At 66.3% G+C, this 18613-nt stretch carries 14 protein-coding genes; 4 read left to right on the top strand and 10 right to left on the bottom strand.

The features are described from left to right. Nucleotides 1-88: 88 nt before the first annotated feature. Together E5A73_RS07760 and pth are read left to right on the top strand one after the other, a co-directional pair. Nucleotides 89-706 (top strand): 50S ribosomal protein L25/general stress protein Ctc, encoded by a 618-nt coding sequence (locus E5A73_RS07760; protein ID WP_135963254.1) that lies wholly within the window; start codon nt 89-91, stop codon nt 704-706. Between the two features lie 79 nt (nt 707-785). Next, on the top strand, nt 786-1355 hold the full coding sequence (pth, locus tag E5A73_RS07755; protein WP_135963253.1) for an aminoacyl-tRNA hydrolase: 570 nt from the start codon (nt 786-788) through the stop codon (nt 1353-1355). Between the two features lie 58 nt (nt 1356-1413). Here pth and E5A73_RS07750 read toward each other — a convergent pair whose 3' ends face one another. Next, the gene (locus E5A73_RS07750) at nt 1414-2400 is read right to left on the bottom strand and encodes a hypothetical protein (protein WP_168355853.1); all 987 of its coding nucleotides are present in this window, start codon (nt 2398-2400) and stop codon (nt 1414-1416) included. Between the two features lie 88 nt (nt 2401-2488). After that, nucleotides 2489-3376 (bottom strand): oxygenase MpaB family protein, encoded by an 888-nt coding sequence (locus E5A73_RS07745; RefSeq protein WP_135963251.1) that lies wholly within the window; start codon nt 3374-3376, stop codon nt 2489-2491. Nucleotides 3377-3496: 120 nt separating this feature from the next. Here E5A73_RS07745 and ychF point away from each other — a divergent pair, with 120 nt between their 5' ends. Beyond that, nucleotides 3497-4597 (top strand): redox-regulated ATPase YchF, encoded by a 1101-nt coding sequence (gene ychF / locus E5A73_RS07740; RefSeq protein ID WP_135963250.1) that lies wholly within the window; start codon nt 3497-3499, stop codon nt 4595-4597. Between the two features lie 295 nt (nt 4598-4892). After that, complete coding sequence (locus tag E5A73_RS07735; RefSeq protein ID WP_135963249.1) at nt 4893-6983, top strand: ATP-binding protein; 2091 nt, start codon at nt 4893-4895, stop codon at nt 6981-6983. Nucleotides 6984-6986: 3 nt separating this feature from the next. Here the strand turns inward: E5A73_RS07735 and E5A73_RS07730 are convergent, their stop codons facing one another. The 8 genes from E5A73_RS07730 to E5A73_RS07695 form a co-directional block, all read right to left on the bottom strand. After that, nucleotides 6987-8150, bottom strand: coding sequence for a dipeptidase (locus E5A73_RS07730; RefSeq protein WP_135963248.1), 1164 nt, complete (start codon nt 8148-8150; stop codon nt 6987-6989). Between the two features lie 38 nt (nt 8151-8188). Then, nucleotides 8189-9766, bottom strand: a complete 1578-nt coding sequence (locus tag E5A73_RS07725; RefSeq protein ID WP_135963247.1) for a serine hydrolase — start codon at nt 9764-9766, stop codon at nt 8189-8191. Then, nucleotides 9763-10890 (bottom strand): YkvI family membrane protein, encoded by a 1128-nt coding sequence (locus E5A73_RS07720; protein ID WP_135963246.1) that lies wholly within the window; start codon nt 10888-10890, stop codon nt 9763-9765. Before E5A73_RS07720 ends, E5A73_RS07725 begins: the two co-directional genes overlap by 4 nt. Beyond that, nucleotides 10887-11927 (bottom strand): N-acetyltransferase DgcN family protein, encoded by a 1041-nt coding sequence (locus tag E5A73_RS07715; protein WP_135963245.1) that lies wholly within the window; start codon nt 11925-11927, stop codon nt 10887-10889. The genes E5A73_RS07720 and E5A73_RS07715 overlap by 4 nt, the downstream gene beginning before the upstream one ends. An 8-nt stretch (nt 11928-11935) precedes the next feature. After that, nucleotides 11936-14272 (bottom strand): TonB-dependent receptor, encoded by a 2337-nt coding sequence (locus tag E5A73_RS07710; RefSeq protein WP_135963244.1) that lies wholly within the window; start codon nt 14270-14272, stop codon nt 11936-11938. A 22-nt stretch (nt 14273-14294) separates the two neighbouring features. Beyond that, nucleotides 14295-15443, bottom strand: a complete 1149-nt coding sequence (locus tag E5A73_RS07705; RefSeq protein ID WP_135963243.1) for a dipeptidase — start codon at nt 15441-15443, stop codon at nt 14295-14297. A gap of 81 nt (nt 15444-15524) precedes the next feature. After that, nucleotides 15525-16544 (bottom strand): dipeptide epimerase, encoded by a 1020-nt coding sequence (locus E5A73_RS07700; RefSeq protein ID WP_135963242.1) that lies wholly within the window; start codon nt 16542-16544, stop codon nt 15525-15527. Between the two features lie 5 nt (nt 16545-16549). Next, nucleotides 16550-18520: a serine hydrolase domain-containing protein gene (locus tag E5A73_RS07695; RefSeq protein WP_135963241.1), complete on the bottom strand. Its 1971-nt coding sequence runs from the start codon at nt 18518-18520 to the stop codon at nt 16550-16552. Nucleotides 18521-18613: the final 93 nt, after the last annotated feature.

Below are 18613 nucleotides of genomic sequence, written 5' to 3'. Positions count from 1 at the left end.
GCTAGAGGCGCGCGCTTGCCCGGGCAGGGTCATCCCTGGAGGCTTGCCCGGCATGAACTGAAACACTTTAGCACATTGGAATCGACACATGAGCGAATCGCTTACGCTGTCGGCCGAGACGCGCGAACAGGTTGGCAAGGGAGCCTCCCGTTTGCTTCGTCGTGAAGGCCGCGTCCCCGCCGTGATCTACGGCAGCAAGCAAGACCCCGCGAGCATCCATGTCAGCGAGCGCGAGCTGATGAAGCTGCTCCACACCGGGCACTTCATGAACTCGGTCGTCATGGTCAATGGCGAGCGCACCCTGCCCAAGGACGTCGCCTTCGACGTGGTCAGCGACCGTCCGATCCATGTCGACTTCCTGCGCATCTCCGAGCATGCCAGCGTCCACGTCAACGTGCCGATCGTGTTCGTCGACGAGGAAGAATCGGCCGGGATCAAGCGCGGCGGCGTGCTCAACGTCGTCCGTCACGAGCTTGAGCTCATCGTCGACGCCTCCGAGATCCCCGACCAGATCGAGATCTCGCTCAAGGGCGTCGAAGTCGGCGATTCGATCCACATCTCGGCAGTCACGCTGCCCAAGGGCGCGACTTCGGCGATCACCGACCGCGACTTCACCATCGCGACGGTCGTGGCACCGTCGGCGCTCAAGTCGAGCGAAGGCGATAGCCAGGACGAAGCCACCGAGGGCGAGGCTGGCGGCGAGTAATCGCCCCACCGAACTTCTTGGATGAAAAAATCGCCTCCGCATCCTAGGTGCGGGGGCGATTTTGTTTTGGGATTTGACGATGCAGCTCTGGGTGGGTCTCGGCAATCCGGGACCGCAATATGCGATGCACCGGCACAATGTCGGCTTCATGGCGGTAGACGCCATCGCCGAGGTGCACGGCTTCTCGGCGCCGAAGAAGCAATTCCAGGGCTGGACCCAGGAAGGGCGGATCGGCCCCGACAAGGTGATCCTTCTCAAGCCGGGCACCTTCATGAACGAGAGCGGGCGCTCGGTGCGCGCGGCGATGGACTTCTACAAGCTCGCGCCCCCCGACGTCACGCTGTTCCACGATGAACTCGACCTGCTGCCGTTCAAGGTCAAGGTGAAGACCGGCGGGGGCACTGCCGGGCATAATGGCCTGCGCTCGACCGATGCGCATCTCGGCCCCGATTTCCGCCGGGTGCGGATCGGCATCGGCCATCCCGGGCACAAGGATCGGGTAACCGGCTATGTGCTCGGCAATTACGCCAAGGCCGAGATCGACTCGCTCGCCGACATGCTCGGCGCGATCGCGGCGGAAGCGCCGTGGCTGGCGAGCGGCAATGATGCCCGCTTCATGAGCGAAGTCGCGCTCAGGCTTCAGGACTGAGCACAACGAAAAGGGGCCCCGGTTTCCCGGAGCCCCCTTCCTGTCCGAACTTGCGGCGTTACTTCTTGCCGACGACCACGCCGACGAGGCGCTGGGTGCCGCCGCCGACGGTGCCCGAAGCCGCGAAGGCGATGCCGACTTCCTTACCCTGCGAGCCGAAGAACCCGCCGCTGAGCGTGCCCGACAGCGTCGCGCTGTTGGTGAAGCTGCCGTTGAACTGGTTCTGCCCCACCGGGATCGCGCCCTGCGCGGTGAAGGTGCCGAAAGCGGCGGTCGCGCCGCCGCTCTCAGGCGTGCGGTTCAGGTTGAAGGTCAGATCGACCAGCCCGGTCGAGAAATTGACGGACACCGTGACGGTCCCGCCGACGCGGGCGATCTGGTTGCCGCCGGCCTCGACGCCGACCAGCCGGCCGACGACGCTCGACGTATAGACCTGTGTACCCGTCTTCGGCATGTCGGTCAGCACCGTCTGGTAGCCGAACACCGAGGTGGTGATCCGCTTGGCACCCGTGGTCGAATCGCCGCGCCACCAATTGGCGTAGCTGACATTGGTCAGCTGCAGCGCGGCGTTGCTGGTGACCTGCGACGGGATCGTGTTGTTGAGGAACGCAAGCTGCGAGAATTTGCCAGCCGTCGCAGTGTCGGTGGTGCGGAACACGAATTCGGTAACGCCCGGCGCCGGGGCCGTGGTGACGTTCGCGTTGACGAAGCGCGATTCCTCGCCATTCTCGTTGATCACATAGGTCGCGGTGGCGATCGCGTTGCTGGTGGCAAGGCGCAAGCGCGTCGACAGCCCGATCTCGGTGCTCGCAGCGCCCAGCACCAGCGTGCCCGCCGGATCCCCGGTATAGCTGGTCGCGGCGTTGATCGTGCCGAATTCGGCAGCCGCGGCGAGCGGGAACGCCGTGTAGGTGGGCGACGCGGTCGGCGTCGGCGTCGGCGTCGGGGTGGGAGACGGCGTAGGAGTGGGATCCTTGCTGCCGCTGCAGCTCGCAAGCGCTAAAGTCGCCGCGGCGGCGCTCATGATCATGTGACGGCGAATCATTCCCTGCTCCTTGAATACTCGATGCCTGACAAGGCCCGGCGCCCCTGTACTCTAGATGAACGGGGGCCCGTCAAGCAACGATACGATACTAGGACGTAGCCAAAGCGACAGCTCCGCATCGATCAACCGCAGCAAGGCGTGCCGTTGCCTGCCGTGCGGGGCTCGACGGCAGCTCGAAGCGCCCCGCCGCCCTGGCGAGCAGCGCGAACAACATGCGCTCGTGCCGACTGAACCGATAGCCGGTCAGCCCCAACTGGCTGCGCATCGCCGGCGGGAGCAAGTCGATGGCGGCCCCGGCACCGAGTCTCTGCAACGGGCGCAGCGCGCGGGGCAGGATGTCGGCGGTACGCAGGATCGCGATGAATTCCTCGATCGCCGGCGAAGGCTCGAGCTGCGGCCGCATCCGCGCCAGCAGGGCGTCCATTTCGGCCTCGCTCACTGGTGGCGCCTCGACCCCGTACAGCGCCGCACCGGGCTGTGCTTCGGCATAGAAGGTGTCGCGGTCGGCCTGGCCGAGCGGCTCGGCATAGCGGCGATAGGCTTCGAGAAACGCCCAGCTCGCGGTCGCCTGCACCCAGAGCAGCAGATCGGGGTCGTCGGCGACATAAATACGGCCGTCGTCGGTGGTTCCCTGGACGCGGGCGTGCATGCGATTAACTCGCGCGGTGAGCGCCTCGAACTGGCTGCGTGCGCCATAGACGGTGATCATCGCCGCCCGTGCGGTGCGGCGCATCCGCGTCGCCGGATCGCGCTTGAAGCTGCTATGGTCCCACACGCCGTGGCGGACGCGTGGCTCGCCCAGTTCGAGCAGCACCGCGGCGATCCCGCCGACATACATCGTCATCGGATTGCGGAATACGCGCCACGAGACCGAATCCGCCGGGAGCATCGCGGGCTCGCCCGCCGGTTCGCGGAAATCGCTGCCGTCGAGGCCCATCAGCCGCGCGGCGGCGGAGTCGATACGCTGGAATATCATGCCGGATCAACGCGCCGCCCCGCCCGCTTGCTCCGCGCACTGGAAACCCGTCGGCTTTGCGCCTATCGAGCGCGCAACGCGCCGGCGCTGCCCGGCCCTCCAGACACAGGATCGAACTTCATGGGTTTCCGCTGCGGCATTGTCGGGCTTCCGAACGTCGGCAAGTCCACGCTCTTCAATGCGCTGACCGAGACGGCCGCGGCGCAGGCGGCGAACTATCCCTTCTGCACGATCGAGCCCAATGTCGGCAACGTCGCGGTCCCCGATCCGCGGCTCGACAAGCTCGCCGCGATCGCCGGATCGGCCAAGATCATCGAGACCCAGCTCGGCTTCGTCGACATTGCCGGGCTCGTCCGCGGCGCAAGCAAGGGCGAGGGCCTCGGCAACCAGTTCCTCGGCAACATCCGCGAAGTCGATGCGATCGTCCATGTGCTGCGCTGCTTCGAGAATGACGACATTCAACATGTCGACAACAAGGTAGACCCGATCGCCGACGCCGAGACCGTCGAGACCGAGCTGATGCTGGCCGACCTGGAGAGCCTCGAGAAGCGCGTCCCCGCCTTCGCCAAGAAAGCCACGCAGGGCGACAAGGAAGCCAAGGTCGCCGCGTCGGTGCTCGGCCAGGCGCTCGACTTGCTCCGCGAAGGCAAGCCTGCGCGCCTGACGCAACCCAAGGATGTCGAGGAAGCCCGCGTCTTCGCCCAGGCGCAATTGCTCACCGGCAAGCCCGTGCTCTATGTCTGCAACGTCAACGAGGAAGACGCCGCCAACGGCAATGCGCTCACTGCCAGGGTGTTCGAAAAGGCCAAGACCGAAGGTGCCGAAGCCGTGGTGGTGTCCGCAGCGATCGAGGCCGAAATCGCGACGATGCCGGCAGAAGACCGCGGCGAGTTCCTTGCCGAGCTCGGGCTCGAGGAGACCGGGCTCGCCCGCGTGATCACCGCGGGCTATAAATTGCTCCACCTGCTCACCTTCTTCACCGTCGGACCCAAGGAAGCGCGCGCCTGGACCGTCGAAGTCGGCGCCAAGGCCCCGCAGGCGGCGGGCGAGATCCACACCGATTTCGAGCGCGGCTTCATCCGTGCCGAGACCATCGCCTTCGACGACTACATCCAGTTCAAGGGCGAGAGTGGCGCCCGCGACAACGGCAAGCTGCGGTCCGAAGGCAAGGAATATGTCGTCCAAGACGGCGACGTGATGCTGTTCCGCTTCAACGTCTGAGGCGTTGCCGCACGCACGGCGCAAAGGACCGCTGGCGCTGCCCAGTCTTGTCCAGTCCTCAGCGATTTGTCAGCCATACTTGCCAAACAGGTGGCGTTGCCCGAAGCGAAATCGGCTATTGTCGAAGCAACGCCACAGTCACTCGCTGCAGCTTGCGCGATAATGCAAAAATCCCCCCGGCGCACTGGCTTTCCGCGGACAAGTACTTAGTTAACAAACCGTGAAGATGGTACTTTAGCCATCTCGGCGTCGACGTGTCCGGGCTGATTCTAGTGTGAAGCGTACCACCCCTCCTTTGCCTGCATTCCGTTATCCGCTGCGTGGATCGACGCACCCCACGCCACGATGGCTGTCGCTGGCGCTGCCGGCAGGGGCGGTGCTGATCTGCGTGGCAATCTGGCTGGCAGCGATCCAGGTCGCGCAGGTCCAGCGCGCCAACGTGCTGGCCAACGCGATCCGCGAGAACCGCAACCGGTCGATCGGCTATGACCATTTCATCGCCGGGATGCTCGATCGCGCCGACAGCGCCGCAGTACAACTGGCCCGCCAGCATGCCGACATGGCGCCGGCGCCCCCGAATTCCCCGCCTCGGATGGTGACCGACTCCGCAGCGATCGATCCGCTGTTCGCGCGTGTCGATGTCATCGACGCGGAAGGCCGTGTTCGTTTGTCGAGCCGGCCCGATCAGGCGGCCGGCGCAGAAAGCCGCGGCGCGTTTGGCCGTCTCCGTGCCGGCGGCTTGCAGGAGCCGCTCCTCGCGCCTTCGATCCAGCCAGCCGCCAGCGCACCGGCGATCGTCTTCGCCCGCACGATCCGCCGACCGGACGGGCGCTTTGGCGGGATCGTCGCGCTGCACATCCCGATCGACCGGCTGACTCATTTCTATGAAGGTGCCGATTTCCGGCCGCACGACCTGATTTCGGTGGTTCGGCTCGACGGGCTGACACTGGCGCGGCGCGAGGGTGCCGCCATCAGCTTCGGGCAGAACCTCGCGGGCAGGCTGGCCATGCGACGCCAGGCCGCCGCGCCCTGGGGCACTTATATCGGGCCAAGTTCGGTGGACGGCATAAGGCGCGTCTTCAGCCAGCGCCGGCTGCCGCGCTACGGCCTGTTCGTCAGCGCCGGGATCGGCACCGACGACGTGCTCGCTTCCTCTTATGCCCGTGCGCGCATATTCTATCTCACCGTTGCCGCGCTCACGCTTGCCCTGCTGGGCGGCACCCTCGCCTTCTGGCTCGGCCTGCGCCGCCGCGAGGCGATCATCCGGCGCCTCGCCGCGACCAACGAGCGCCTTTCCGAGGCGCAGGCGATCGGCAAGATGGGCGATTGGGAACTCGATCTGGAGAGCAACCTGCTCGCCTGTTCGGACGAGGCCTGCCGGATGCACGGCCGCGACCCGGCGCACGACATCATCACCGGCGAAGAGGCGCTCGCCTTTCACGATCCCGCAGTCCGCGCCGATATCGAACAGACATTGCGCGCCGCGATCCGCTCGAAGCAGCCGGCGCAATGCGACGTGGTCAGCACGATGGCGGACGGCCGCGTCGCGTATCTGCGGATTCGGGTGTCGCCGGTGGTCGATGCCGACGGCAAGGTGCGGACCGTGCTCGGCACCGAACAGGACATCACCACCGAACGGCGGCACGAGCAGCTCCGCGCCGAAGTCGCGCACATCACGCGAGTCGAGGCGGTCAACGTGATGGCAGCGACGATCGCGCACGAACTGTCGCAGCCGCTGACCGCGGCAGGAAATTATCTCAGCGCGGCGACCTATCTGGCCGAACAGGGCAAGTATTCGCTGGTCGAGCAGGAACGGATGGCGGTGCTGCTGAGCCAGGCCAGCCGGCAGATCGGTCTCAGCGGCAAGATCATCTCCCGCGCGCGCGACATGGTCTCCGATCGGCGGACCGGCGAGGTGGCGTCGCTCGACGACATCGTCGAGGAAGCGATCGCGATCAGCAAGGTCGCCGAACCGGCCGTCGCCCGCGTTACGATCGGCGTCCGGCTCGAGCCCGATACCGGTCATGTCGCGGCGGACAAGGTGCAGATCCAGCAGGTGCTGCTCAACCTGATCCGCAACGCCGCGCAGGCCGTCGCCGATGTCGACAAGCCGCAAGTGATCATCACCAGCCACCGCGAAGCGGCGGGCATGGTGATGGTCAGCGTCGCCGACAATGGCAAGGGCCTGCCCGGCCATGCCGACGACATCTTCGCACCGTTCGGGGCGGCGGATCGCAACGGGCTCGGCATCGGGCTGTCGATCTGCCGGACGATCGTCGATTCCTATGGCGGGCGGATCTGGAGCGGCACCAGCCCGCTGGGCGGCGCCGCGATCTGCTTCACGCTGCCGCTGGACGAGATCGCCCTGCTCTACGAAGTCGCCTGAGCCTCAGCGGGCGGCACCCTCCGCCGCCTCGACGACACGCAGGATGTTGCCGCCCCACATCTTGGCGAGGTCCACGTCCGAATAGCCCGCCGCGCGCAGCCGCTCGGTGACCTTGGGCAGCGCCGAGATATCCGCGATCCCCGGCAGTCCGCCCCCACCGTCCCAGTCGGCGCCGAAGCAGACATGGTCGACCCCGGCGACTTCGATGACGTGAAGCACCATCGCCATGTAGCGCTCGAAATCGGCGGCCCACATCGGCTGGGTGGCATCGAGCGCACGCCACTTGCGGGTCAAATCGGCCTGCTGCTCTGGGGTCAGATCGGCGATATGCTCATATTGGGTGAACAAAGCGGCGCGCTCGGGAGTCATGTTCATGTTCGACAGGAAGATCGTGCTGACGCAGATCGCCCCGCCCTTCGCGGCGAGCTTGCGGATACGGCCATCGTCGAGATTGCGGGGATGGTCGAACGCCCAGCGCCCGCTGGAATGCGAGAGCAAGAGCGGCGTTCTCGACAATTCCAGCATCTGATCGAACGTCGCGTCCGACGAATGGCTGGCGTCGATCACCATCCCCAGCCGATTCATTTCCTCCACCCATTTGCGCCCGAGGGGAGAGAGACCATTCCATTTCGGCGTGTCTCCGGAGGAATCGGCGAACTGGTTGTTGGCGCCGTGGACCGGGCCGGCCAGCCGCACACCGCGATCGTGAAATTCCTTCAATAGCGAGAGATCCTCGCCGATCGGATAGCTGTTCTCCATGCTCTTGAAGGCAATCAGCTTGCCTGCACCGTCGAGCCGACGCGCATCGGCGGCGGTCAGCGCGCGGCCAATGCGGGTGGGGAATTTGCCGAGCGTGGCGTCGATCAGGTCCGATCGCCCGCGCGCAAACGCCAACGCATCGGCATAGCCCTTGGCGCTGAGCGGCCCCTGCTCGGTGTAGATCGCGAAGAATCCGCCATCCAGGGCACCAGCCTCCATCCTCTCCATGTCGACCTGAATGAGGTCGGTCGCCGGATCGTGGTGCCCAGCGAAGCTCCAGCCGGGACGGGCGAAGTGGATCGGAGTGTCGAGATGCGTGTCGAGCACGAGGAAGTCGCGGTGCGGCTTGCGGGGGGCCTCGGCTTGCGTCGTCGCGCAGCCGGCCAGAAGGAAGGCGAGCCCGAGCATTCCCGTCCCTGAAAGGGAGGGGAGACGATCTGCCCCGCTCACTTCGCCACCTCGGCGACCGGGCGAAGATCCAGATCCTTATAATCGTAGCTGAAGTCGGCGATCGGGCTCTCCGGCTTCATCGACACCCGCGACACCTTGCCCTCGGCGTCGAGCGCGAAGGTCACGTAGGCCGGCTCGATTGCCTTGTCGTCGAACCGGGTGACGAAAGTGTCGTACTGCCAATGGACCAGCTTGCCCGCCATGCGCGGGGTGGTCTTGAAGTCGATGCGCAGGCCGTCGGCGCCGCTGGTCACCGCGACGTCGCCATACCAGGGGTCGCGATAGATGCCGGCATAGCGCTCGGGCGACAGCGACGGGCCGACCTTGGCGGGTGCCGCCTTGACGGTCGCCAGCGCCGCCTTCCCTCCGGCCATGCGCTGCTCCATGAACGCGCCGAAGCGCGCGGGCCAATCGAGGTCCGGGAGTCCGAGATAATGATCGGCCAGCATGTGCGCGACACCGCGCAGCAATGCGACGTCTTCCGAATTGACCACCACGGCGATGCCGACGTCCTGATCCGGCAGCAGGATGATGTGGGTGATCGATCCGAACACCCCGCCGCCATGCGAGATGATCCGCGCGCCGCGATAATCCTCGACTTCCCAGCCGAGCGCATAGGTGCTGAACTTGGGCGTCAGCGGTGCGAGGCCGCCGGGATATTGCGTGATCGGCTGGACGGTGACGCCCTTCCACATCTCGGCCGCCTGCGCCTCGCTGAACAGCCGCCCGCCGCCGGGCAGCGCGCCGTGGCCGAGCTGGATCTTGAGCCATTGCGCGAGATCCTTGGCACTGAGCGCCAGCCCGCCCGCGGGCATCGCCGCGCGGCCGAGCTCCTCGCGCTCGTCGAGCACCGAATTGGGCCCGTCGCCGCGCAGCACGCCGCCGACCCGGGCATGCGCGAAGGCGCGGTCGGGAGTCGCCCAGCGCGCCTCATAGGTGGCGGTGGCATCGCTCATCCCGCCGCGCTTGAGCACTTCGCGGGCCATGAACTCCTCCCACGTCTTGCCGCTGACTTCCTCGATCAGCTGGCCCGCCACGGTGTAGAGGATGTTGTCATAGGCATAGCCCGAGCGGAAGCTGGTCGCCGGCTTGATATAAGCGAGCCGCTTGACCGTCTCTTTGCGAGAGAGACTACCGCGGGGCACGAATAGCAGATCCCCTGCCCCGAGCCCGAGCCCGCTATGATGGACGAGCAAGTCGCGGACGGTCATCTCGCGCGTCACCCACGGATCGTACATGCGGAACCACGGGATGTGATCGATCACCTTGTCGTCCCAGCCGAGCTTGCCCTGGTCGACGAGGATCGCGATCGCGGCGGCGGTGAATGCCTTGCCGGTCGAGCCGGTCTGGAAGATCGTGTCGGCGTCGACCTTAGCAGCCTCGCCGAGTTTCCGGACGCCCCAGCCCTTGGCGAGCGTGGTCTTGCCATGCTCGACGACCGCGACCGCGATGCCCGGCGCGCCGGTCGCTTTGCGAAGCGCCTCGACCTTGGCGTCGAGCCCGGTCGGCGGATCGGCGAGCGCAGGCGCCGCGAGCGCAAGCAGCGGCAAAGCGAGCAGATAATGCGGCTTCATGCGACGATCTCCTTGGGAACGGGACGGCGCCGGAGCAATCGTGTCAGCCCGATCGTCATCAGCGGCAGCACGAACACGGCGAGGAACAGGTACGCGAGCAGCCGATAGCCGCTGGCGATCAGCGCGATCAGCCCGACGCGCTCGGCGACGAACATGCAGACCAGCAGCAGCACCCCGGCGATCGCCGCGCGGGCGCGGGCCCCGAGCTCGGTTCCGCGACGGCGGCGGACCACCCCGGCGATGCGCTCGTTGATCGCGTGGACTGCGCCGGTACCGCTCTCGAGCAGCGCGGCGAAGATCATCGTCTGGAAAAGCAAGTGGAATGCCGGGGCGTTCAATTGCCGCAGCAGGAAGTCCGACGGCAAAGTCTCTGCGCCGATCGCGGGATAGAAAGCGATCATGCAGACGAAGAACAGGATCGCCGGCGCCATCGCCAGCGGCCCAGCGATCAGCCCCGCCACCACGGCGTCGCGCGTGCTGGTGAGATGGCGGAGCACCGGCAGGATCACCACCGCGCCGATGATATTGTAGCTGGCATAAGTCAGCCCGCCCGACGCCCAGCCAGTCCACGGCGCCGGCGTCGCGAAGCCCAGGGCGATGCGGTCGCCGAAGCTGAGCAGGCTGAGGATCAAGAACAATGCATAGACGCCATAGAGCAGGAAGGAGACATATTTGAACACGCCCTCGACCGCCGAATTGCCCAGCGAGACGGTGGCAAGGATGCCGCCCGCCAGCAGCAATGCCCCGACGAAGCTCGGCCAGCCGAACATCGCCGCGCCGATCGCCCCTGCGCTCGCGCCGAACACCGCGAGGATCAGCACGACGAACAGGATATAGGCGACTTCGAACGCGATCCAGGCCGGGCCGAGCAGGTCGGCGAAGAAGGCGCGATAGTCGAGCGCCCCCGCCAGCCTGGCATAAGCGAAGGTGGTCGCGGCGATCACGCTCCACAGCAGCATCGCCAGCAGCATTCCGGCCAGCCCGCCCCACGGACCGGCGGGCAGGAAATATTCGGCCAGTTCGCGCCCGGTAGCATAGCCGCCGCCGATGATCACTGCCTTCATCGCGAAACCCGGCAACAGGAAGCGCTGGAACCAGCTCGATCCTGCGGCGGCTTCGCTCATGCGAGGCAGCTTTCGACCAGCGCGTCGAACGCCGGCCCGCCGCGCACCGGATCGGCGACCGGGAGTCCGAGCCGCTCGCTTTCGCGCCGCATCACGTCGGCCGCTTCTGCATCCTCGAGCGCCGAGGTGTTGAAGCTGAACCCGCCACAGCGGATGTTCGGATTGGTTCTCCGCCCAAGCGCCAAGGTGAGATCGATGATCTCCTCGACCGTTGCGACCTGATAGCCTGCGGTGCCGAGCATGTCGGTCCTCCCTGGCTCATGGCATACCACGAACACGTCAGGCTGGCTGCCGTGGAGCAGCCCCAGCGACACTGCGGCATAAGCCGGATGCGCCAACGAGCCCTGCCCTTCGATCAGATCCCAATGGTCGGGCGCGGCGTCGGGCGAGAGCATCTCGGCCGCGCCTGCTTCGAAATCGGAAACCACCGCGTCCATCGGCATGCCCCCGCCGGCGATCATGATCCCGGTCTGCCCGGTAGCACGGAAATCGCTCGCCACGCCGCGCTGCGCAAAGGCACGCGCCAGCGCCAGCGCAGTGTATTTCTTGCCGAGCGCGCAATCGGTGCCCACCGTCAGCAGCCGCTTGCCAGTGCGCTTGCGCCCGGTCGCCACCGGGATCTGCGCCGGCGGCACCCGGATGTCGATCAACCGCCGGCCGAGCAATGCCGCGGTCTCGCGCAATTCGGGAATGTCGGAAAGCCGCGTGTGCATCCCCGCGACGATATCGAGCCCTGCCTCGAGCGCCTCGACCAGCGAAGCGCGCCAGCTCTGCGGGATCACGCCGCCGGCATTGGCGACCCCGATCACCAGCGCCCGCGCGCCCTGGGCATAGGCCTGTGCCGGGGTCATCGGCGGCAGCCCGGTGGTCACCGCGGCGCCGGGAAGCGCGAGTTCCCCGACGCATTTCTCGGGCGCCCAGTCGCGCAGGCCGAGCGCGGTCTTGGCGAAGCCGCGTTCGACGGTGTCGCCGAGGAACAGCAGATAAGGCTGCGGCAGGGCAAGCGCGCCGGCAGTCAGGTTTTGGTGGAGGCTCATGCGCGCGCTCAGAACCCGGCGCCGAGCGTGACGCCCAGCGTCCGCGGACGGATCGGCGAGGCCGATACCAGCGTGCCCGGCCGTGCGCCGAAGCTCCCGACATTGGTGAGCCCGCGCGAATTGCCGAGATTCTTGGCAAAGGCAGTCACGTTGAACGCGCCGAAGCGCGCGCCGACGCGCAGGTCGACGGTGGCGAAGCCGTCGATCGCCAGCCGCCGCCCGAACTGGGTCTGATAGGCATCGTCGAAATCGGTCTGCTGGTCGCTCACCAGCCGCACATTGCCGCCGACGAACGCCGTCGTGCCGCCGCCGATGCCCCATTCGTAATCGGCGGAGAGATTGGCGGTCCATTCGGGGGCATAAGGCAGGCGGTCGCCGGCAAAGCCGCCATTGCCCGCGGGCAGATCGTCCCGCAGCGCGGCGTCGTTATAGGCGACGTTCATCACCACGTCGAAACCCTTGGTCGGGCGCACCGTGGCGGTGATCTCGGCACCCTGGCTGCGCGCCGAATCGCCATTGCCGTCGGCGCCGATCGGCCCGATCCCGGTCTGGTAGGTCACCAGCACCTGGATATTGCTCCAGTCGAGATAATAAAGCGAGGCGTCGAAGGCGAAGCTGCGGTCGGCGGTCTCGGCCCGGATGCCGGCCTCATAGCTGATCAGCGTGTCCGCTTCGAAAAAGCCCGGGAACGCCGACCCGGCCCCCGGCGGCACGACGTTAGGGCCGCCGGGACGATAGCCCTTGGCAACGCGGGCATAGAGCGAGGCATGGTCGCTGAGCTCGAACCGCGGCGACACCGACCAGGTGAACACGTTCTCGTCCGATTTGCCGTTGGTGATGTCGGGCCCGACCGGCGAGCCGGACAACACCAGCAGCGATCCGTCGAGCAGCTGGCGCGTGCGCTGTTCGTTATGACTGTACCGCGCGCCGGCGGTGATATCGAAACGCGGCCCGAAATGCGCGGTAACGCTGCCGAAGCCGGCATATTCGCGATAGACCGAATCGAGCTCGGCGCGCAGGAACTCGGGGAAAGTGACGTCGGCGCCGCCTGCGCCGACCGGCAGCGTCAGCGTCGGATCGACCGCTTCGCCGCTGTCCAGCGCGAAGGGCAAATAACGCTGGAAGATGCGGCCCTCCTCGCGCGTATAATAGCCGCCGACCAGCCATTCCACGGTCGTGCTGGACGGCGATGCCAGCCGGACTTCCTGCGTGAACTTCTTGGTGGAGACCGTCGCCGGCAGCGTGATGCCGCGCGGGCCGGGCGTACCCACCCCGCCGAAGAATGCGTCGCCGATCCCGGCGAGCTGATAGCTGGCATCGGTCACTTCATGCTGGATGGTCTTGCTGTAGCTGGTGGCGGACACGAGCGATGCGAAGCCCAGGTCCCAGTCGATCGTGCCGTTATAATTGCGATAATCGACATCGTTCTGGTCGGGATAATATTGCGCGCGGGTCAGCCGCCCCTCGGTCGAGGCGCCGGTCGTCGGGTCGGTCGCCTGCGGCTTGAGCGTGATCGGGTCGGCATCGAAAGCGGCGCGCGAATTGGCGCGGATATTCTGTGCGATCGCGGTCAGGCGTACCGAGAAATTGTCGCTCGGCTTGACGAGCAGCGAGGCGCGCCCGCCATAACTGGTGACGTCGTTGGCCTTTTCGCGGGCGATGCCCAGGGTGTCGATGAACCCGCCCTGCTCGCGATAGAAGCCGCTGACGCGCAGCGCGGCGATACTGGCGATCGGCACGTTGATCACGGCATTGCCGTTCCAGCCCATGTCGCCGTCGGTGACGGTCTCGACGCCGGCCTGGACCTTGCCTTCAAATTCGCCGAGGCGCGGCGCCACGGTGATGAACTTGATCACGCCGCCCAGCGAGTTCGCACCATAGAGCGTGCCCTGCGGGCCGCGAAGCACTTCGACTCGCTCGAGATCGAACGGGTCGATATCGCCCGCCAGCACCGCGCCATTGGCCTGGCCGGTGCTCGCGCCGAACGGCGTTTCGTCAATATAGATTGCCGTGGTCGGGCTGGCGCCGCCAGTATTGATGCCGCGCAGCACGACGCGGGTCTCGCCGGGGTTGCCCTGCTGCAGGCTGAGCCCGGGCACGAGCGCGGCGTAATCGACGAAGCTCGTCGCCTGCTGGCGCTCAAGCCGTTCGGCACTGACCACCGAGATCGACTGCGGGATTTCGAGCAAGGTCTGCTCGCGCTTCTGCGCGGTCACCACGATCTCCTCGTTCGGCGCGATCGAGGACTGGCTATCCTGCGCGAACGCCGGCGCGGCGACCGCCAATGCGCCCGTGGCTGCAGTGAAGCCGAGCAATGTGCGAACCGATGGTGCAAAGCGCTTCATGTTCTTCCCCTAGAATGTCGGATTATCCGCCCCAGACCTGGCCGAGCAGGCGGCGGAAATTGCCGCCCAGAATGGCCGCGATGTTCTCGTTGGAATAGTTTCGCCGGATCAGTTCCTCGGTCAGGTCGTAGACCTTGCGAGGATGATCGAAACCGTCGGTGTCGACCTTGTCGCGAAAGGCGTAGCTCGCCTTGTACGCCGCCTTCATCTCGGCGAGCAGCGCGGGCGGCATGTCGTCATAGCCGTTCAGATCGGAGTCCGAGCCGATGCCGACATGGTCCACGCCTACCAGCTTCACGATATGGTCGATATGATCGACGATGTGCGGCACCGCGGTGGGCTCGCTGGCGCGCACGAACATGCGCACGCCGGTTACGCCCATCACCCCGCCTTTCGCCGCCAGCGCCTTGATCGCTTCGTCGGTCTTGAGCCGCGGGTGGTTGACCAGCGCGCGGCAATTGCTGTGGGTGATGGCGATCGGCTTGGATGATATCTCGATCGCGTCGAGCGTGGTGCGGTCGCCGCTGTGCGAGACGTCGACCAGCATGCCCACGTCGTTCATCGCCTTGACGATCTCGGCGCCGAAATCGGTGACGCCACCGTCGACGCGCTCGGTCGAGCCCGAGCCGAGCAGGTTCTGCGTGTTGTAGGTCAATTGTGAGCAGCGCTGGCCGATCTGGTGGAACAGCTTGACGTCGGCGACGGTGCGGAAATGCTCGCTGTTCTGCAGGCCGAGGATGACTGCGATCTTGCCCTGCTTGCGCGCGCGATCGAGGTCGGCAGCCTTGTCGACCAAAGAGAACAGGTGCGACGCGCGGCCGATATAGCCCTGGCTCAGCGCGATCCATTCGAGCGTTTCTTCGCGCGCATTGGGGCCGCCCATGCCGCTGGCGTGATGGATGCCGGCGATCCCGCAGGCGCGCCAATCGGCTTCGTCCTGCGCGCTCAGCGGGTCGCCGTAGAATTGCGGGCTCTCATTGATCTTGAGCGCGCCGAGCATGTCGATGACCAGCGAGCCGCGGACCAGATCGACCGCGCGGCGCGAATAGGTGACGGGCGAGGCAGCGTACAGCCGGAACTGGCCGCTATTGACCATCGGGAACCCCGTGGCCGCGACGGCGGTCGCGCCGCCGAGCAAACGGCGACGCGAGACCCTGGGCAATGACTGCATTGCCGCGCTCCCTATACGATTATCTAATCAGGATGGTATGATCCTGATTGGAGAAGTGTCAACTATTATTGCAACTATGCGTCACGCGCTCACCGTCGCGAGGCCGCGATGACCCCAGACGATTTCGGGGCAATGAATATAGCCGTCCTCGTAGCGAATGCCGGGCTGTCGATCCGCAGCGAGAAAGGTCGGGCCGTCGAGGTCGACCACGTCGCAGAGCTGACCGAGCAAATATGCCGGGGCCATTGCGAGGCTGGAGCCGACCATGTTGCCGACCATCACGTCGAGCCCCAGCAGCCGCGCCCGCCTGGCGATCGCGACCGCCTCGGTGAGGCCGCCGCATTTGTCGAGCTTGATGTTGACCGTGTCGAAGCGGCCGACGAGGCCGTCGACATCGGCGAGGCCGAGCGCGCTCTCGTCGGCGGCGATCGGGATGGGCGAATCGAATCCGTCGAGATCGGCTTCGCGTCCGCGGGCGAGCGGCTGTTCGAGCAACGCGACCCTGGCTTCGACCAGCACCGCGACGAGCGCTTCGAGTTCGTTGATTTGGAAACCCTGATTGGCGTCGACGCCGATCCAGCAATCGCCGCGCGCGGCGCGCACCGCGCGAACCCGGGCAATGTCGAGGTCGAGATCGCCGGTAAGCTTCAGCTTGAGCGCACGCGCGTCGGGAAGCGCCAGCGCGGCTTCGGCCATCACTGCGGGATCGTCGGCGCCGAGCGTGAACGTGGTGAGCAATGGTTTCGGCTCGGGCAGGCCCGCCAGCTTCCACACTGGGACGCCGGCGCGCTTGGCATCGAGCTCCCACAATGCGCAATCCGCCGCGTTGCGCGCGCCGCCAGCGGGCAGCGCCTGCTGGAGATCGGCGCGGCTCATGCCCTGGCTCAGGCCGTCGCGTATCGTCTCCAGCGCGGCGGTCATCGCGGCTTCGTCATCGCCGAGATAATAGACTCCGCTTGCCTCGCCGCGCCCGGTGTGGAGGCCGTCACTCAAGGTGACGACCACCACCGCGGACTCGCTGAACACATGGCCGGAGATGTGGAACGGCTTGGCGAAAGGAAGCCGTTCCACGGCCACGTCGAGTGAGAGTCGCTGCACCATCGGCTTCAGAACTCCGTGCCGAAGGAGATCAGCTTGTAGACCAGAGCGGTGTACAGGATGAAGAAAGCGCCGAGCACCAGCAGCACGCTCCACACCCGGCCGAACCAGCCGCGCTTTTCCTTCCAGGTCAGCCAGGTGTTCCAGATCGCCAGCCCGAACAGCCCGAAGAAGGCGAGCGTGCCGACAACCTGGAGCAGCAGGATCAGCCAGTCGGTCGAGCCGTGGCTCTCGAAATTCTCGAGCCCGGTGATCACCACCATCCAGCCGACCAGCACCGCCAGCACCAGCCAGGCGAAGCCGCGGACTGCGCGGAAGGTGCGCAGGCTCTCGCCCTGCAGCGCGAGCTGTGCTGCGTAGCGGCGGCGGTTGAACCAGCCGATCGGCCAGGCGAGTGCGGTGAGGAACACCACGCCGATCCCGAACAGCAAGGCCGGCATCAGCCAAGCGCTGTCGAGCGCGGCTGGCGTGCGGTACCAGATCATGAACGGCGAGACTTCGCCGAAGCTCCACCGCACGACCTTGCCGTCGACCACCTGCGCGGCGAGCCGCTCATGGCCATAGGCGTCCTGCCATACGAACGGCGCGACTTCGATCAGCTTGCGCGGAGCGCCGCCGGGGCTGGTCAGAGCCGGGATGACCGGACGGCCATCGGCGTCGAGGCTCACCTTGGTGTCGCCGATCAGCCCGATGACCTTGGCGAAGCTCGAGTCGATCCGGCGGCTGTTGGTCCAGGTGCCGACCAGCAGCTTGGCATGCTCCTTCGCGGTGGGGAGCTCGACCGGGGCGGCCTTGTTCGGATCGGGCAGATAACGGTCGGCAAATTGGTCGAACAGCGCGCCGCGCAGGACGCGCGTGACGCCTTCCTTGCCGTCGCTGTTCATCGAAATGTACAACCCGACATTGTCTTCGGGGAAGATCCACAGATCGCTGTGGAAATAGACCGTGTCGCCGCCATGCGCGATCGCGCGGTGGCCATTGATGCGCTGTTCGTAGAAGCCGAGCGCCATCGTGTTGACTGCAGGGATCGCGCTGGGCTGGGGGGCGTGCATCAGCTTGGCGGTGGCGGGGCTGAGCAGTGGGCCGCCTTCAGCCAGGTGCGCGATCATGAACTTGGCCATGTCGCCGCCGCTGATCGCCGAGGAACCCGCGGGCGCCATGCCGATCAGCTCGTATTTCTGCGCCGGACCCGAGCCCAGCAGATAGCCCTGCGACATGAACGGCTTGAGCCGTGCCGGCAGCGGCTGGCGGAAGCTGGCATATTGCATGCCGAGGCGGCCGAAGATGTTCTTCTCGACATAGTCGTCGAACGGCACCCCCGAGACGCGCTCGACGATGTAGCCGGCCAGCGCAGTGGCATAGTTCGAATATGCCGGGGTGGTGCCGGGCGCGTAGATCCGCTCGGGGATGCGATGCTTGACGACATCCCCAAGCGAGGGGACGGGCTTGTCGAACGTCAGCAGGCCCTTGATGATCTCCTCGAAGCCGGCGGTGTGCGTCATGATGTTGCGCAGCGTGATCGGCTTGCCCTGATAGGGCGGGATCTTGAAGTCGAGATAGCGGTTGACGTCGGCGTCGAGGTCGAGCTTGCCCGCCTCGACGAGCTGCATCACCGATGTCCAGGTATAGAGTTTGGAAGTCGAGCCCGGGCGGAACAGGGTGGTCGCGGGGTCGACCGGCTTGCGCTTGGCGACATCGGCATAGCCGAAGCCGCGCTGAGTCACGACCTGACCATCCTTGACCACGACCACCACCGCACCGGCGATGTCACCGCGCGCGAGCGCATAGGGCAGGAAGCCGTCGAGCCAGGCGTCGGCATCGGTCTTGGTCAGCGTGGCCGAACCGGCCGGCGTTGCGGGTGCGGCCGGCGGGGTCTGCGCCACCGGCGTCAGTGGCGCGGGCGCCTGCGTGAAGGCCGGTACACCGACTACGAGGCCGAGCAATCCTGCTGCCAGCATCGTGAGCGAACGTTTCCACATCGCGCTTTTCCCCTTTGTCCCCGCTTGCTCCGGCCATGTCGATTGCGCCGGTTTGCGTCTGCGGTTAGGCTGTGTCTCTATACGAACTTGTTA

This window comes from Sphingomonas gei (assembly GCF_004792685.1).
In the GTDB taxonomy this organism is placed as follows: domain Bacteria; phylum Pseudomonadota; class Alphaproteobacteria; order Sphingomonadales; family Sphingomonadaceae; genus Sphingomonas; species Sphingomonas gei.
This window is presented reverse-complemented; position numbering and strand designations above follow the sequence as displayed.

What these genes read in the sequence shown, in the direction of transcription:
- E5A73_RS07760 (WP_135963254.1), top strand. Translation starts at nt 89, where the DNA reads ATGAGCGAATCGCTTACGCTGTCGGCCGAGACGCGCGAACAGGTTGGC.
- pth (WP_135963253.1), top strand. Translation starts at nt 786, where the DNA reads ATGCAGCTCTGGGTGGGTCTCGGCAATCCGGGACCGCAATATGCGATG.
- E5A73_RS07750 (WP_168355853.1), bottom strand. Translation starts at nt 2,400, where the DNA reads ATGATTCGCCGTCACATGATCATGAGCGCCGCCGCGGCGACTTTAGCG.
- E5A73_RS07745 (WP_135963251.1), bottom strand. Translation starts at nt 3,376, where the DNA reads ATGATATTCCAGCGTATCGACTCCGCCGCCGCGCGGCTGATGGGCCTC.
- ychF (WP_135963250.1), top strand. Translation starts at nt 3,497, where the DNA reads ATGGGTTTCCGCTGCGGCATTGTCGGGCTTCCGAACGTCGGCAAGTCC.
- E5A73_RS07730 (WP_135963248.1), bottom strand. Translation starts at nt 8,150, where the DNA reads ATGCTCGGGCTCGCCTTCCTTCTGGCCGGCTGCGCGACGACGCAAGCC.
- E5A73_RS07725 (WP_135963247.1), bottom strand. Translation starts at nt 9,766, where the DNA reads ATGAAGCCGCATTATCTGCTCGCTTTGCCGCTGCTTGCGCTCGCGGCG.
- E5A73_RS07720 (WP_135963246.1), bottom strand. Translation starts at nt 10,890, where the DNA reads ATGAGCGAAGCCGCCGCAGGATCGAGCTGGTTCCAGCGCTTCCTGTTG.
- E5A73_RS07715 (WP_135963245.1), bottom strand. Translation starts at nt 11,927, where the DNA reads ATGAGCCTCCACCAAAACCTGACTGCCGGCGCGCTTGCCCTGCCGCAG.
- E5A73_RS07710 (WP_135963244.1), bottom strand. Translation starts at nt 14,272, where the DNA reads ATGAAGCGCTTTGCACCATCGGTTCGCACATTGCTCGGCTTCACTGCA.
- E5A73_RS07705 (WP_135963243.1), bottom strand. Translation starts at nt 15,443, where the DNA reads ATGCAGTCATTGCCCAGGGTCTCGCGTCGCCGTTTGCTCGGCGGCGCG.
- E5A73_RS07700 (WP_135963242.1), bottom strand. Translation starts at nt 16,544, where the DNA reads ATGGTGCAGCGACTCTCACTCGACGTGGCCGTGGAACGGCTTCCTTTC.
- E5A73_RS07695 (WP_135963241.1), bottom strand. Translation starts at nt 18,520, where the DNA reads ATGTGGAAACGTTCGCTCACGATGCTGGCAGCAGGATTGCTCGGCCTC.